Origin of the sequence: Phenylobacterium sp. (genome assembly GCF_035276905.1) — a bacterium.
Classification (GTDB): Bacteria; Pseudomonadota; Alphaproteobacteria; order Caulobacterales; family Caulobacteraceae; genus Phenylobacterium.
On the sequence record NZ_DATELG010000075.1, the window covers coordinates 1 to 14,786 of the forward strand.

A 14,786-nucleotide genomic window follows, 5' to 3' on the forward strand; every position below is an offset into this window, starting at 1 on the left:
TGCTCGTTCGGCACCCATTCCAGCACCGTCGCCTTGGCCGCCTGCGGCTTCATCCCCGGCAGGACCACTTCGAGGTCGAGGACCTCGCCGATGTGCAGGCTGCCGCTGGCCTTGGCATAGAGCGGATTCCAGCTGCTCCAGCCGCCGACGTCGCGGATCAGCTCCCAGATCACCTCGGCCGGCGCCTGGACGCCGATCCGGTGCTCGACGCGCACGCCCTTGGGGCCGGGGGCGGCGGCGGGGGTTCCGCCCTGCGGCTTGGGGCCGCCGACGGGCATCCGTCCGAACATGCTGGCTTTCAATTGCGGCGGGGGTTGCAACGGCATCGCTTCTCGTCAGGCCTGTTCCTTGATCCGCCAGGTCGCCCCGGTCGGACCGTCCATCACCTCTACGTTCAACTCCGCCAGTTGGACGCGGATGCGGTCAGCCTCCGGCCAGTTCTTGGCGGCGCGGGCCTCGGCGCGGGCGGCGATCAGCGCCTCGACCTTGGCCTTCACCCCCTCGTCAGCCGCGCCCTGGAACCAGGCGTTGGGGTCCTGCTCCAGGAAGCCCATCAGGTTGGCGGCCTTCAGCAGGGCCGCCCGCTGGACCGCGACCGCCTCCCACTGCTCCGCCGTCAGGGCGGAGCGGACGCCGGCGCCGAGCGCGAACAGGGCCGAGAAGGCGGCCGGCGTGTTCAGGTCGTCCTCCAGCGCGGCGACGAGGCCGGAGGTCTTCAGGTGCTCCTCGACCTGCGCCGGGTCGACCGCCGGCAGCGTGACCGACTGGTCGCGGACGATCCGCTCGACGTCCTGTAGGACGCCGTAGAGCCGGTCCAGCGAGCGCTTGGCCTGCTCGATCAGCTCGCCGGTCCACTCCAGCGGCGCGCGGTAGTGTCCGGCCAGCAGCGCCCAGCGGATCGCCTCGCCCGGATAGGTCTGCAGCAGCTCGTGGGCCAGGGCGACGTTGCCCAGGCTCTTCGACATCTTCTCCTCGGCCATGTTGAGGAAGCCGTTGTGCAGCCACCAGCGGGCGTAGGTGTCGACCTTGTCGGCGCAGCAGCCCTGGGCGAGCTCGTTCTCGTGGTGCGGGAAGACCAGGTCGATGCCGCCGCCGTGGATGTCGATCGGCAGGCCCAGCACCTGTTCGATCATCGCCGAGCACTCGATGTGCCAGCCGGGCCGGCCGGGGCCCCATGGGCTTTCCCACTCCGGCTCGTTCTCCTTTGACGGCTTCCAGAGCACGAAGTCGGCGGGGTGGCGCTTGTAGGGGGCGACGTCGACGCGGGCGCCGGCGATCATCTCGTCCATCGGCCGGCCGGAGAGCTTGCCGTAGCCCGCGAAGGCCTGGGTGTCGAACAACACATGGCCCTCGGCGGCGTAGGCCGCGCCGTTGCCGACCAGGCGGCCGATCATCTCGACGATGGCGTCCATCGTCTCGGTCACCCGGGGCTGGAAGGTGGGGCGCAGCGCGCCCAGCGCCGCGGCGTCGGCGTTGTAGGCCGAAAGATAGCGGTCGGTGACGGCCGCGATCGGCACGCCCTCGTCGGCGGCCTTCCTGTTGATCTTGTCGTCCACGTCGGTGACGTTGGCGGCGTAGAGCACCGCCGCCTCGCCGAAGGTTTCGCGCAGCACACGGAACAACAGGTCGAACACCACGACCGGGCGGAAATTGCCGATATGGGCGAAGTTGTAGACCGTCGGCCCGCAGACATACATCGTCACCCGATCCGGATCGCGAGGGACGAAGGCCCGTTTCGAGCGGGTCATGGTGTCGTAAAGGCTCAAAGTCATCGCAATGCCGATTTTGGAAGCGTCACGGTTGTCGGGCGCCGGGTCGCGACCATATACAGTCGGCCAGGATCGGTGGCCACGGCAAGCCGCGCGCTGGCCGGCCTAACGACGGAGGGGTGGCACGCGTCATTTCCGGGACCATCGTCCCGGCGCAACTCAGCCCCGGAAAGAACTCTCTTAAGACATGGATGCTCCTGCCCGCGACCGCACTCTGATCGGCGCCGACGCTCTCGAATCCGTGCAGCGCCCGACGCGCGAACAAGCGATGGAAGCCGTGCGCACCCTGATCGCCTGGGCCGGCGACGACCCGCGCCGCGAAGGCGTGATCGACACGCCGAAGCGGGTGGTCGACGCCTACGCCGAATGGTTCGAGGGCTACGAGGCCGATCCGGCCAAGGAGCTGTCGCGCACCTTCGAGGACGTGCAGGGCTACGACGACATCGTCATGCTGCGCGACATCGAGGTCGAGAGCCACTGCGAGCATCACATGGCGCCGTTCCTCGGCAAGGCCTTCGTCGCCTACATGCCGACCAACCGCGTCGTGGGCATCTCCAAGATCGCCCGGGTGGTAGAGATCTTCGCCCGCCGTCTCCAGACCCAGGAGACCATGACCCAGCAGATCGCCGACGCGCTGACCGACTCCTTGCGTCCCGCCGGCGTCGCCGTGCTGATCGACGCCGCCCACCAGTGCATGACCACCCGCGGCGTGCATCACCGCCACGTCTCGACCATCACCACCCAGTTCACCGGCGTCTTCAAGACCGACCCCAGCCTGCGGCAGCGTTTCCTGGACTTCGTCAACCGGCGCTGAGGCGGCCGCGAGACGCCCCCTCCGTCTCGCTTCGCGCGCCACCTCCCCCGCTTCGCGGTGGAGGATCTGGGCGCAAGATGCTCCACCGCGTAGCGGGGGGAGCTGGCGCGAAGCGACTGAGGGGGCGTTCGGCGTCAGCCGCAGAACGAAGCGCATGAGGCCATGACCCAGACCACCTTCCCCACCATCACCGACAAGCACGAGCTGGAACACGGGGCGGCGCTCGCCCCCCGCTTCGACTCCGCCGGGCTGATCGCGGCGGTGACCACCCACGCCGAGACCGGCGAGATTCTGATGCTGGCCTGGATGAACGCCGAGGCGCTGGCCAAGACCCTGGAAACCCGCGAGGCGCACTACTTCAGCCGCTCGCGGAACGCGCTCTGGCGCAAGGGCGCGACCAGCGGCCAGATTCAGAAAGTCGTCGAGGCGCGCATCGACTGCGACCAGGACGCGGTCTGGCTGAAGGTGCTGCCGCAGGGCGACGGCGGCGCCTGCCATACCGGCGCGCGCTCCTGCTTCTACCGGATCGTCGAGACGGACGGCCTGAAGACCGCGCCGGATCGCTAAACCTCCGTCAGCCCCGAAACCCCAGCCGCCCCGGGCGTCGCCCGGTAGCGTTTCAGCACCCTGGTCTCGTAAGTCTTGTCGACGATCGTCGAGACGGCGATCAGCTCGCCGACCGCGGCCTCGTGGGTCAGAGTGAGCAGGACGAAGCCCTTGGCCGACTGGTCGCAGAACCGGACCTCGCGGTTGCGCTTCGCGAACATCTCGCCAAGCGGCAGGCCCTTGAAATAGTCGCCGTCGCCAGGGCTGGTGATCGCCGTCGTGCCGAACTCCACCGCCACGCGCCGCCCGGCCCCGCCGTCGGCCTGCAGCTCGTTGGCCCAGAAGGCGTGGCTGTCGCCGGAGACGACGATGCAGTTGGCGCGGGAGTCCTCGACGATGCGGTAGAGCCGCTCGCGGTCGGCGGGATAGCCCTCCCAGGAATCCATCATGTACGGCAGGTCGTGGTCGGCGGCGAGCTGGCCCAGGCGCACGTGGTGGGCGAGGTAGGGCGGCAGGCCGGCGAGAACCTTGTCGTAGTCGGGCGCCATGGCCTCGCGGAACGACGGCACGAGCAGCTGGGCCATCACTACCTGGTTGCCCAGCACCTGCCAGGGCCGGCCCGAGCGGACCGAGGCCTTCAGGCCGTCGGCGAGCCAGGCCTCCTGGCCGGCGGACATCATCTTGCGCGAGGGGTCCGCCACCCGCTTGCGGAAGGCGGCGAGGTCGGCGTCGGTGGGGTTCTCCGGCAGCTCGGTGAGATAGAGCTGGTGGTCGCGCGCCGTCAGCCGCGTCTCGAACATGAACAGGCTGGCCAGGTCGCCGAAATCGAAGCTGCGCCAGATGGCGAAGCCGCCGCCCTTCGGCTCGCGGATCGGCATCCACTCGTAATAGGCCTTGATGGCGGCGGCCTTGCGCAGGTTCCAGTCGCCCTCGGTGGCCGGCTGGTGGTTCTCGGCCCCGCCGACCCAGGAGTCGTTGGCGCTCTCGTGGTCGTCCCAGACGACGATCCACGGCGCGCGCGCATGCGCCGCCTGCAGCTGCGGGTCGGTCTTGTACTGGGCGTGGCGGCGCCGGTAGTCCTCGATCGACAGGCACTCGTGCGGCGGATCGTGCGGCCGCTCGGCGGCGACGGCGGAGTCCATGCCGTAGCTGCCCGGTCCGCCGTACTCGTAGATGTAGTCGCCCAGGTGCAGCACGACGTCGACCCGCGGCAGGGCGGCGATTGCGCCATAGGCGTTGAAGTAGCCGTTCGGATAGAGCGAGCAGGTCGTCACCGCCAGCACCAGGTCCTTCAGCGCCCCCAGCGGCAGGGTGCGCGTGCGCCCGACCGGCGAGGCCGCGCCGCCCGCCGCCTGGAAGCGGTACCAGTAGTCGCGCCCGGGCTTCAGCCCGGCGGCGTCCACCTTGATCGTGAAGTCGCGGGCGGCGTCGGGCACGACCTGGCCGTGGGCGGCGAGGGTCTTGAAGGCCGCATCCTCGGCGACCTCCCAGCGAACCGGCCGGCCGCCGCTGTCGCAACGGGTCCAGAGGATCACCCGGTCCTGCAGCGGATCGCCGCTCGCCACGCCCCAGTCGAAGCCGCCGGCGCCGGCGCGCCCGGGCTTCGTCGCCTGAGCCGCCGCAGGCCCCGCGACGCCCGCGCCCAGGAGGCCGAGCGCCTGCCGTCGATCGATCCGCATGCCCCTGCGCCCTCTTCGTGCGTAGTGTTCGGCCGTGTATTTGTCCGCGATCCCTCACAGGAGCATGACAGCCGATGTCCAGCGAAGTCCTCCAAGAAGGCGCGGCCGAAGACCATGCCCTCTGAGGCCTCGCTGGACGCGGAAGACGAAGGGCTGGAGGCGGACGCCTGCGGCCTGCGCCGGGTCGCGCTTTCGCCGCAAGACGCCGGCGTGCGGATCGACAAGGCGCTGGCGGCGCAGCTGCCGGAGCTCTCCCGCAGCCGCCTCCAGGCGCTGATCGCCGAGGGCCGCGTCAGCCACGCGGGCCGGCCGGTCGCGGACGCCTCGGCGCGCGCCGAGCCCGGGGACTACCTTGTCGAGATCCCGGCGCCCGCGCCCGCCGACCCCGAGCCCGAGGCCATCCCCCTCGTCGTCCTCTACGAGGACGCCCAGCTGATCGTCATCGACAAGCCGCCGGGCCTGGCCATGCACCCGGCGCCGCGCTCGGCGACCGGCACCCTGGTCAACGCCCTGCTGCACCGTTGCGGCGCGAGCCTCTCCGGCATCGGCGGCGTGGCCCGGCCGGGGATCGTGCACCGTATCGACAAGGACACCTCCGGCGTCGTCGTCGCCGCCAAGACCGATCTGGCCCACCAGGCGCTTTCGGCGCTCTTCGCCGCCCACGACATCGAGCGGGTCTATGTGGCCCTGACCCGCAGCGCGCCGAAGCCCGGGCGCGGAACCATCGAGGGCGCCATCGCCCGCTCGACCCACGACCGCAAGAAGATGGCGCTGGTGAAGTCGGGCGGGCGCCACGCCGTCACCCACTACGCCGTCGAGCGGATCTTCGGTCGGTTGGACAAGCCGCTGGCGGCCCGCGTCGCCTGCCGGCTGGAGACCGGCCGCACCCACCAGATCCGCGTGCACCTGGCCTCGAAAGGCGCGCCCTGCCTGGGCGATCCGGTCTATGGGGCGGGCGTTCCCGCCGAGCCGGTGCGGCGCGCGGTCGCGGCGGCGGGGCTCCAGCGCCAAGCTTTGCACGCTATGGTGTTGGGCTTCCGCCACCCGACGACCGGTGAGACGCTCCGGTTTGAGAGCCCGCTGCCGGCGGACATGGCGCGGCTGGAGGAGCTGCTGGGGGAGCTGTGAGGCGGCGTTCAGCCCACGCCGAAGATTACCTGTCGCGCTTGTAAGATTCCTTGCCTTGATTAGGCCTAGTTCGCCCCCTAAATAACCAACCGGAGTAGTCGGACATTGGGGCCGCCTCCCCCGCATCTAGCTAAGCCGCAACCGCGTTCCTATCTGGATGGTTGGGGGGCTCGATGTGTTTGCGCAAGCGTGCGCGACGGCCCGCAGTCCGGAAATGAGGGGATCAGTCCATGGCTGCAAATGCGCTCGCCGTAATGTCGCCCGAAGGCGGCCTGAGCCGGTATCTCTCCGAGATCCGGAAGTTTCCCATGCTCGCCAAGGACGAGGAGTTCATGCTCGCCAAGCGTTGGCAGGAGCATGAGGACCCCGACGCTGCGCATCGTCTCGTCACCAGCCACCTGCGCCTCGTGGCCAAGATCGCCATGGGCTACCGCGGCTACGGCCTGCCGATCGGCGAGGTGATCTCCGAAGGCAATGTCGGCCTGATGCAGGCGGTGAAGAAGTTCGATCCGGACAAGGGCTTCCGACTGGCGACATACGCCATGTGGTGGATCCGCGCGTCGATTCAAGAATACATCCTGCGCTCCTGGAGCCTCGTGAAGATGGGCACCACGGCGGCGCAGAAGAAGCTGTTCTTCAACCTGCGCAAGGCCAAGTCCGAGATCGCCGCCCTGCAGGAAGGCGACCTGCGCCCCGACCAGGTGAGCCAGATCGCCACCAAGCTCGGGGTGCTGGACGAGGAAGTGGTCTCGATGAACCGGCGGCTGGCGGGCGGCGACGCCTCGCTGAACTCGCCGCTGCGGGCCGACTCCGAAGCCGAATGGCAGGACTGGCTGGTCGACGAGAACACCCCCAGCCAGGAGCACGTGGTCGCCGAGACCGAGGAGAAGAACATCCGCATGAGCCTCCTCGAGGAGGCGATGACGGAGCTTTCCGACCGCGAGCGGCACATCCTGACCGAGCGCCGGCTGAAGGACGAGCCGACCACCCTGGAAGAGCTCGCCGCCCAGTACGGCGTCAGCCGCGAGCGCGTGCGCCAGATCGAGGTCCGCGCCTTCGAGAAGCTGCAGAAGTCGATGCGCTCGGCTGCGGAAGAGCGGAACCTGGTCGAGGCGTAAATCTCGGCCGAGCGCCCCCTCAGCCAGCTTCGCTGACAGCTCCACCGCGAAGCGGGGGAGGTGGCTCGCGTAGCGAGACGGAGGGGGCGTTCCGGACTTAGGCCGCCACCCGCTCGCGGCCTGCATACCCCAACAGTCCCTGGGCGCAGCGGAGGGTCTCCGCCGCGTCGAGCGCGCGCCCCGTGCTGGCGGTCTCGAACAGGTGGCGGTGCAGCGGCGCGCTGGCCATGGCCAGGCCGTTGTCGGAGAGCTCGGCGGCGACCAGCTCCAGCTCCGTCGTCTGGGCGAGCAGGGCGCGCAGGGCCTGGCGCGGGTCGCGATCGATCGCGGGAAGCGCCGAGCGGATGATCTTCAGCGCCTCGGCGATCCGCACGCCCTGGGGCGGTGCGCCCGTGTCGGCCATGCGCTTCTGCGGGCCCTGGTAGTCCGCCGAGTTGAAGCGCCGCCGGTCGGGGCCGACATAGTCGATCGCCTCGATCCAGGGCCGCGCCTGCAGCGCCACCACCTCCAGCCGGCGGCCGAGATCCCGGGTCGTGAAGGGCCGGCGCAGGAACTCGTGCGCGCCGGCGTCGCGGCCGGCCAGGATCGCGGCCGCCGTCGCCTGGGCGGTCACCAGCACCACCGGCGCCTTGCGGCAGGCCAAGTCGCCGCGCCGGAGCGCGCGGGTGAAGGCCACGCCGTCGACGGCGTCCGCCGACAGCTCGCAGAAGATCACCTGCGGGTCGAACGCCTCGGCCAGTTTCAACGCCTTGTCCGTGGACGGAGCGGCGCAGATCTCCGGCTGGCAGGCGTCGCGCACCATCTCACCCAGCACCTTGGCGCTGGCGGGGAGCGGATCGACGATCAGCACACGCCGCACCGCGGCGGCGACACGGGGATTGGTCTTGGCGATCTGGCTGAACACGGCGGACTCCGTTCGTCCGCCGGTTCTATGCTTAGCCAAGTAAAGAACGCCTTGATGACTTGGCGGTTCGAAATCGCCGGTCAGTCCTGGAAAGGATCGCGCATGAGAATGGTGTCGTCGCGCTCAGGACTCGTCGACAGGAGCGCCACCGGCGCGCCGATCAGTTCCTCGATCCGGCGCACATACTTGATGGCGTTGGCCGGTAGGTCTCGGGTGTCGCGGGCGCCGGCCGTGGTCTCGCTCCAGCCGTCCAGCTCCTCGTAGACCGGCTCCAGCGAGGCCTGAGCCTTCAACCCGGCGGGGAAATAGCTGAGCGTCTCGCCGCCGACCTTGTAGCCGACGCAGACCTTCAGCGTCTCGAACCCGTCGAGCACGTCGAGCTTGGTGAGCGCGATCCCGCTGATGCCGTTCAGCGCCACCGACTGGCGCACCAGCGCCGCGTCGAACCAGCCGCAACGCCGCGCCCGGCCGGTGACCGTGCCGAACTCGTGCCCGCGCTCGCCGAGCCTCTGCCCCACGGCGTCGAACAGCTCGGTCGGGAACGGCCCCTCGCCCACCCGGGTGGTGTAGGCCTTGACGATGCCCAGGACGTAGCCCGCGCCGCGCGGGCCGATGCCCGAGCCCGCGGCGGCCTGGCCGGCCACGGTGTTGGACGAGGTGACGTAGGGATAGGTGCCGTGGTCGACGTCGAGCAGGGCGCCTTGCGCGCCCTCGAACAGCACCCGCTTGCCCGATTTGACGATCTCGTCGAGCAGCAGCCAGGCCGGCCGCGCGAACGGCAGGATCTGCGGCGCCAGCGTCTCCAACTCGGCCAGCAGGGCGCCGGCGTCGACGTCCGGCAGGCCAAGGCCCCGCCGCAGCGGCGTGTGGTGGGCGAGCAGCCGGTCGATCTTGGCTTCCAGCGCCGAGCGGTCGGCGAGGTCGGCGACACGGATCGCCCGGCGGCCGACCTTGTCCTCGTAGGCCGGGCCGATGCCCCGGCCGGTGGTGCCGATCTTGTTGGCGGCGGCGGCCTCGCGCGCCTGGTCGAGGTCGCGGTGCAGCGGCAGGATCAGGCAGGCGTTGTCGGCCAGCACCAGGAGGTCGGGCGTGATCGCCACGCCCTGGCCGCCGATCTTCTCGATCTCGGAGAGCAGGTGCCAGGGATCGACCACCACGCCGTTGCCGATCACCGAGAGCTTGCCCTGCACCACGCCCGAGGGCAGCAGCGACAGTTTGTAGGTCTTGCCCTCGACCACCAGGGTGTGGCCGGCGTTGTGGCCGCCCTGGAAGCGCACCACCACGTCGGCGCGGTTCGACAGCCAGTCGACCAGCTTGCCCTTGCCTTCGTCGCCCCACTGGGCGCCGATCACCGTCACATTGGCCATGGATACGTCTCTTCGACCCGCCCGGGGGGACCCAGCCGCCCTTCGACAGGTGCTCGGCGGTTGGGCTTGGATCGGTTGTCGCAGCCGCGGAACGCAGCGCGGGCGCGGTTTAGACGAGACGGCGGCGGGGCTCAAGCCCCCCAGGCGTGCTATCCATCGCCCATGTCAGTTCCGCCTCGCGCACGCCCCGTCGCCCTCGCCGACGTCGAAGCCGCCGCCGGGCGGCTGGCGGGCGTCGCGCTGGAGACGCCGCTGATCGAGAGCTTGGCCCTGAACGCGCGGCTGGGGGCGCGGGTGCTGATCAAGCCCGAGACCCTGCAGCGGGTCGGCGCCTTCAAGTTCCGCGGGGCCTACAACCGGCTGGTCCAGCTCGACGCAAGCCAGCGCAAGGTCGGCGTCGTCGCCTTCTCCTCCGGCAACCACGCGCAGGGCGTGGCGCTGGCGGCCAAGCTGCTGGGGATCCCGGCGCTGATCGTCATGCCGTCGGATGCGCCTAAGGTGAAGATCGCCGCCACCCTGGGCTACGGCGCGCAGGTGCGCCGCTACGACCGGTTGACCGAGAGCCGCGAGGCGATCGCCGCCGCCGTCGCCGCCGAGCGCGGCGCGATCGTGGTCCCGGCGTTCGACGATCCGCACATCATCGCCGGCCAGGGAACCGTCGGGCTGGAGCTCGCCCGCCAGGCCGCGGCGCTGGGCGCGAGCCTCGATGTGGCGCTGGCGCCGGTCAGCGGCGGCGGCCTGCTGGCCGGGGTCTCGCTGGCGCTGAAGGCGGCCTGGCCCGACGTCGAGGTCTGGGGGGTCGAGCCGGCCGGCTACGACGATCTTCGCCAGTCGCTGGCGGCGGGACGGCGGGTGACCATCAAGCCCTCGGGCCGAACCCTTTGCGACGCCCTAGAGAGCCCCTTTCCGGGGGAGCTGACCTTTCCGATCCTGAAGCGCAATCTGGCCGGCGCCGTCGCGGTCACCGACGCCGAGGTCGCCGAAGCCATGCGCTACGCCTTCAGCGTGCTCAAGCTGGTGGTCGAGCCCGGCGGCGCGGCGGGATTGGCGGCCCTGCTCGCCGGCCGCGTCGAGGTGGGCGGCCGCACGGTCGGCCTCGTCCTCTCGGGCGGCAACGTCGATCCGGCGCTGTTCGCGCGGGTCATCGGCGGAGAGCTGTAAGTTACGAGCCGGAGTTCCCCTACCTGCTCTTCCCCGCGAAAAAGCGGGGACGAGCGGAGGGGTGTCTACGCCTCTTCCACTATCGGCGCGGGGCCCGTGTCGCGGGGCGTGACCAGCCGGCCGAGCTTGGGCCGCAGCCATTGCTCGAAGTCGTCGACGAACTCGTAGACCACCGGCACCAGCACCAGCGACAGCATGGTCGAGGTGATGAGGCCGCCGATCACCGCCACCGCCATCGGCTGGCGGAACTCCGAGCCCTTCTCGATGGCGAAGGCCGTCGGCAGCATGCCCGCGGCCATGGCGAAGGTGGTCATGACGATCGGCCGGGCGCGCTCGCGGCAGGCCTCCAGCAGCGCCTGGCGCTGCGGCATGCCCTCGCGTTCGCGCTCGATGGCGTACTCGACCAGCAGGATCGAATTCTTCGCCGCCAGGCCCAGCAGCATCAGAAAGCCGATCAGCGAGGGGATCGACAGCGACAGGTGAAAGATCAAGAGCCCCAGGAAGGCGCCGCCGACGGCCAGCGGCAGGGCCGAGAGGATCACCACCGGTTTGAAGAACGAGCGGAACAGCAGGATCAGCACGCCGTAGATCATCGCCACGCCGGCGAACACCGCCAGGCCGAACGAGCCGAACAGCTCCTTCTGGAACTTGGCGTCGCCGGTGGCGGCCATGCGCACGCCCTTGGGCAGTTGCTTCATGATCGGCAGTTTCTCGACCGCGTGGGCGGCCTGGCCGACGACGATGCCGGGCGCGAGCTCGGCCTTCACCCCCATCTGGCGCGCGCGGTCGAGGCGGTTGATCTGCGCGGCGCCGGCCCGGAAGTCGACGTCGGCGACCGCGCCCAGCGTCGTCACCCCGCCCGTGGCGGTCGGCAGGCGCAGGTTGCGGATGCGCTCGAGGTTGGCGCGGTCCGCCGAGGGGATGCGCACCCGGATCGGGATGCGGCGCTCGCCCTGGTCGAACTTGGCGACGTTGGCGTCGATGTCGCCGACGGTGGCGACGCGGGCGGCGGTGGCGATGGCCTCGGTCGAGACGCCGAGGCGGGCGGCCTCCTCCGGGCGCGGGCGGATCACCACCTCGGGCGCCGTCGGCGGATAGGAGGGGCGGGCGTCCCTCAACTCCTTGACGCCGCGCATCTGCCGCTCGAGCTCCAGGACCGCCGCCTGCAGGGCGTGCGGATCGTCGCTGGTCAGCACCTGCTGGAAGCCGGCCTCGCCGTTCTCGTTGAGGAAGTTCAGGCGCGCGTCGGGAATCGCCAGCAGCGCCTGGTGCAGCCGGGTGCGGATCTGGTCGCCGCTCGCCTTGCGGTCGCCCTTCAGAAGGACGGTCGCCGTGCCCGAGCGCAGGTCGCTGCCGCCGAGGTTGAAGCCGGCGGTCGAGCCCACCTGGATGAAGACGTCCTTGACCTCCGGCTGCCCCTTGAAGACGGCGGTGACGGCGGCGGACGTGCGCTCCATGTCCCGCACGGTGGCCCCCGGCGGACCTTGGATGCCGACGTAGATGTAGTCGGGGTCGCCGATCGGCTGGAAGCCCTGCGGCAGCATCGGCACCAGCGCCAGCGAGCCCAGGAAGATCGCGCCGCCGATCGTCGAGGCGACGATGCGGTGGTCGAGCGCCCACTCCAGCGCGCGGCGATAGGGGCCCTCGAAGGGCTTGCGCTCGTGCGGCCGGGCGGTGGGCTTCAGGAAATAGGCCGCCAGCAGGGGCGTCAGCAGGCGCGCGACGATCAATGAAAACAGCACCGCCACGGCGACCGTCAGGCCGAACTCGCGGAAGAACTGGCCGCCGATGCCGGGCATGAAGCTGACCGGAGTGAACACCACGACGATGGCCATGGTGGTCGCCACCACCGCCAGGCCGATCGCGTCGGCGCCGATCATCGCCGCATCGTAGGGGCGCAGGCCCGCCGCGACCCGCTTCTCGATGTTTTCGATCTCGACGATGGCGTCGTCGACCAGGATGCCGATGACCAGGGTCAGCGCGAGCAGCGTGACCACGTTCAGCGAGAAGCCCACCGCCTGCATGATCAGGAAGGTGGGGATCAGCGAGATCGGCATGGCGAAGGCGGTGATCACCGTCGCGCGCCAGTCGCGCAGGAAGAACAGCACCACCAGCGCCGCCAGGATCATGCCTTCCAGGAGCACGTGCTGGGTGGCGCGGAACGCCGAGCGGGTCTCGTCCACCGAGGAGAAGATCCGCGTGAACTTCACCTCGGGATGAGCCTTCTCGATCTCGGCGAGCTTGGCCTTCACCGCGTCGTCCACCGACACGTCGCTGGCCTCGCGGGTCTTCGTCACCTGGAAGCCGACGACGGGCCGGTCGTTCAGGCGCGCGAAGCCGCGCGGCTCGGAGGCGCCGTCGCCGATGTCGGCGACGTCGGTCAGCTTGACGAAGCCCGAGCCCGTGGTGGGGATGGTGAGCTCGCGCAGTTGGCGCAGGGTGTCGACCGTGCCGACGACCCGCAGGGTCTGTTCGCGGCCGCCGACGTCGACCCGCCCGCCGGGCGAGTCCGTCTGGACCGTGCGCAGGGCGTTGTTGACTTGCGAGGCGGTGAGGCCGCGGGCCGCCAGCCGGTCGGGATCGACCAGCACGTTGATTTCGCGGCTGACGCCGCCGACCCGAGAGATCTGGGCCACGCCCTTTGCGCCTTGCAGCGCGCGCGACAGGGTGTCGTCGACGAACCAGGACAGGTCCGCGTCGCTCATCCCGTGGCCGGTGACGGCGTAGGTCAGGATCGGCGCGCCGTCGATCTCGACCCGCTTGATGATCGGCTCGTCGATGTCGCGCGGCAGCTGGGCGCGGATGCCGTCGATCGCCGAGCGGACGTCGTCGGTCTTCTTCTGCAGGTCCTCGCCCATCTCGAACTGGATGCTCGTGACGGACGAGCCTTGGGTCACGACCGATTGGACGTCCTCGACATTGGAGAGGCCCGCCAGGGCGTCCTCGACGACGCGGGTGACCTGGGTCTCCATCTGCGCCGGCGCGGCGCCGTTCTGGGTGACCGTGACCGTGACCAGGGGGAAGGTGATGTTCGGGAACTGCTTCACCGGCAGGCCGGCGTAGGCGATCATCCCGGCCAGCACGAGCGCCAGGAACAGCACCGCCACCGGCACCGGGTTCTGGATGGCCCAGGCGGAGATCCTAAAGCCGCCGTGCTTCTCCGCCTCGCCTCGCTCGGTGTTCGGGGGTCCGCTCATGGCGAGGCCGCAGTTGTCGGCGCCGCGCCTTCCACAGGCTTCACCACGTCGCCGTCCAGCAGGAAGCTCGCCGAGTTGGCGACCACGCGCGAGCCGGCCGGCGGGCCGTCGACGATCTGCACCAGGCCAGAGCCGCGGACGCCGGCGCGCACGGGCACGCGCTTCACGCGGTTGTCGGCCCCGACCACCATCACGCTGGCGCCGTCGGCGTCGTAGCGCACCGCGGTCTCCGGCACGCTCAGGGTCCTGCCGGCGGCGTCGGCGAACACCGCGCGGCCGAAGCCGCCGGCGCGGATGTCGTCGCGCACGGGCAGGGTCAGGCGGACGAAGCCCAGCTTGGTCTGCGGATCGATCTGCGGGCTGATCAGGCGGACGACGCCGGTCACCACCGTTCCGCTGGGCAAGGTGACCTGGGCGTGCTGGCCGACGCGGATGCGGGCGAGGTCGTCTTCCGACATCTGCGCCTGCAGCTCGATCTGGCTGTCCTCGGCCAGCCGGAACCACGGCGCGCTGCCCTGGGCCGTCAGGTCGCCGGGGCGCACCGTCTTCTCAAGCACCAGGCCGCTCACCGGGGCGACCACCTGCAGCTTGGAATAGCGGGTCTTCAGGTCCGCCAGGGCCGCGGCCTGGGCCCTGGCGGTGGCGCGCGCGGCGCGCGCCTGGAACCGGCGCTGGGAGATCTGCTCCTGGCTGAGCACGCCCTGGTCGTCGAGGCCCTTGACGCGCTGCGCCTGATCCTCGGCCTGGGCGGCCTGGGCCTCGGCCTGGGCGAGCTGAGCCTGCTGCTGGGCGATCTGGCTCTCGATCAGCGCCGGATCGAGCCTGACCAGGGTCTGGCCCTTGCGGACGTGCTGGCCGACGTTGGTCAGGACCTCGGCCACGCGGTAGCCGGAGACCTCCGGCAGGACGGCGGCCTCCTGGCGCGCCACCAGGTCGCCCGAGGCGGCCAGCGCGCCGGCGATCGGCCGCGACTCGACGCGCACCACGCTCACCGCACGGGCCTGGGGCGGGGCGGGCTTGGGCGCGGACTTGTGGCAGCCGGCCAGGGCCAGGGCGGCGCTCGCGGCGAGAAGGGCGGTCGTCGGTCGTCTCATCCGGGACAG

11 protein-coding genes and 1 pseudogene are annotated in these 14,786 nt (G+C 70.6%); 5 read left to right on the forward strand and 7 right to left on the reverse strand.

All coding sequences use genetic code 11. The features are described 5' to 3' along the window. Together VJS38_RS03140 and cysS are read right to left on the reverse strand one after the other, a co-directional pair. A pseudogene (locus tag VJS38_RS03140) lies at positions 1–326 on the reverse strand (hypothetical protein); the annotation flags it as partial. A 9-nt stretch (positions 327–335) separates the two neighbouring features. Then, on the reverse strand, positions 336–1,772 hold the full coding sequence (gene cysS / locus VJS38_RS03145; RefSeq protein WP_324086698.1) for a cysteine--tRNA ligase: 1,437 nt from the start codon (positions 1,770–1,772) through the stop codon (positions 336–338). Positions 1,773–1,956: 184 nt separating this feature from the next. On the opposite strand from cysS, the gene folE reads away from it, so the two are divergent. Together folE and hisI are read left to right on the forward strand one after the other, a co-directional pair. Beyond that, positions 1,957–2,583, forward strand: coding sequence for a GTP cyclohydrolase I FolE (folE, locus tag VJS38_RS03150; RefSeq protein WP_324086699.1), 627 nt, complete (start codon positions 1,957–1,959; stop codon positions 2,581–2,583). 162 nt (positions 2,584–2,745) lie between these two features. Continuing rightward, entirely contained in the window at positions 2,746–3,150 is a 405-nt protein-coding gene (gene hisI / locus VJS38_RS03155; RefSeq protein ID WP_324086700.1) for a phosphoribosyl-AMP cyclohydrolase, read from the forward strand. Here hisI and VJS38_RS03160 read toward each other — a convergent pair. Beyond that, positions 3,147–4,808: an alkaline phosphatase D family protein gene (locus VJS38_RS03160; RefSeq protein WP_324086701.1), complete on the reverse strand. Its 1,662-nt coding sequence runs from the start codon at positions 4,806–4,808 to the stop codon at positions 3,147–3,149. The two genes, hisI and VJS38_RS03160, sit on opposite strands and share 4 nt — an antisense overlap. Positions 4,809–4,922: 114 nt before the next feature. On the opposite strand from VJS38_RS03160, the gene VJS38_RS03165 reads away from it, so the two are divergent. Beyond that, a complete protein-coding gene (locus VJS38_RS03165) occupies positions 4,923–5,936 on the forward strand; it encodes an RluA family pseudouridine synthase (protein ID WP_324086702.1) in 1,014 nt (337 codons plus the stop codon). Between the two features lie 230 nt (positions 5,937–6,166). After that, entirely contained in the window at positions 6,167–7,054 is an 888-nt protein-coding gene (gene rpoH / locus VJS38_RS03170) for an RNA polymerase sigma factor RpoH (protein WP_324086703.1), read from the forward strand. A gap of 97 nt (positions 7,055–7,151) precedes the next feature. On the opposite strand, the gene VJS38_RS03175 is transcribed toward rpoH, so the two are convergent. Then, a complete protein-coding gene (locus VJS38_RS03175; protein ID WP_324086704.1) occupies positions 7,152–7,958 on the reverse strand; it encodes a response regulator in 807 nt (268 codons plus the stop codon). Between the two features lie 80 nt (positions 7,959–8,038). Then, on the reverse strand, positions 8,039–9,325 hold the full coding sequence (locus VJS38_RS03180; RefSeq protein ID WP_324086705.1) for an adenylosuccinate synthase: 1,287 nt from the start codon (positions 9,323–9,325) through the stop codon (positions 8,039–8,041). Positions 9,326–9,487: 162 nt separating this feature from the next. Here VJS38_RS03180 and VJS38_RS03185 point away from each other — a divergent pair, with 162 nt between their 5' ends. Continuing rightward, positions 9,488–10,486, forward strand: coding sequence for a threonine/serine dehydratase (locus tag VJS38_RS03185; RefSeq protein WP_324086706.1), 999 nt, complete (start codon positions 9,488–9,490; stop codon positions 10,484–10,486). 65 nt (positions 10,487–10,551) lie between these two features. Here VJS38_RS03185 and VJS38_RS03190 read toward each other — a convergent pair whose 3' ends face one another. Next, the gene (locus tag VJS38_RS03190; RefSeq protein ID WP_324086707.1) at positions 10,552–13,683 is read right to left on the reverse strand and encodes an efflux RND transporter permease subunit; all 3,132 of its coding nucleotides are present in this window, start codon (positions 13,681–13,683) and stop codon (positions 10,552–10,554) included. Next, complete coding sequence (locus tag VJS38_RS03195) at positions 13,680–14,777, reverse strand: efflux RND transporter periplasmic adaptor subunit (protein ID WP_414692404.1); 1,098 nt, start codon at positions 14,775–14,777, stop codon at positions 13,680–13,682. Before VJS38_RS03195 ends, VJS38_RS03190 begins: the two co-directional genes overlap by 4 nt. Positions 14,778–14,786: the final 9 nt, after the last annotated feature.

What these genes read in the sequence shown, in the direction of transcription:
- cysS (WP_324086698.1), bottom strand. Translation starts at nt 1,772, where the DNA reads ATGACTTTGAGCCTTTACGACACCATGACCCGCTCGAAACGGGCCTTC.
- folE (WP_324086699.1), top strand. Translation starts at nt 1,957, where the DNA reads ATGGATGCTCCTGCCCGCGACCGCACTCTGATCGGCGCCGACGCTCTC.
- hisI (WP_324086700.1), top strand. Translation starts at nt 2,746, where the DNA reads ATGACCCAGACCACCTTCCCCACCATCACCGACAAGCACGAGCTGGAA.
- VJS38_RS03160 (WP_324086701.1), bottom strand. Translation starts at nt 4,808, where the DNA reads ATGCGGATCGATCGACGGCAGGCGCTCGGCCTCCTGGGCGCGGGCGTC.
- VJS38_RS03165 (WP_324086702.1), top strand. Translation starts at nt 4,923, where the DNA reads ATGCCCTCTGAGGCCTCGCTGGACGCGGAAGACGAAGGGCTGGAGGCG.
- rpoH (WP_324086703.1), top strand. Translation starts at nt 6,167, where the DNA reads ATGGCTGCAAATGCGCTCGCCGTAATGTCGCCCGAAGGCGGCCTGAGC.
- VJS38_RS03180 (WP_324086705.1), bottom strand. Translation starts at nt 9,325, where the DNA reads ATGGCCAATGTGACGGTGATCGGCGCCCAGTGGGGCGACGAAGGCAAG.
- VJS38_RS03185 (WP_324086706.1), top strand. Translation starts at nt 9,488, where the DNA reads ATGTCAGTTCCGCCTCGCGCACGCCCCGTCGCCCTCGCCGACGTCGAA.
- VJS38_RS03190 (WP_324086707.1), bottom strand. Translation starts at nt 13,683, where the DNA reads ATGAGCGGACCCCCGAACACCGAGCGAGGCGAGGCGGAGAAGCACGGC.
- VJS38_RS03195 (WP_414692404.1), bottom strand. Translation starts at nt 14,777, where the DNA reads ATGAGACGACCGACGACCGCCCTTCTCGCCGCGAGCGCCGCCCTGGCC.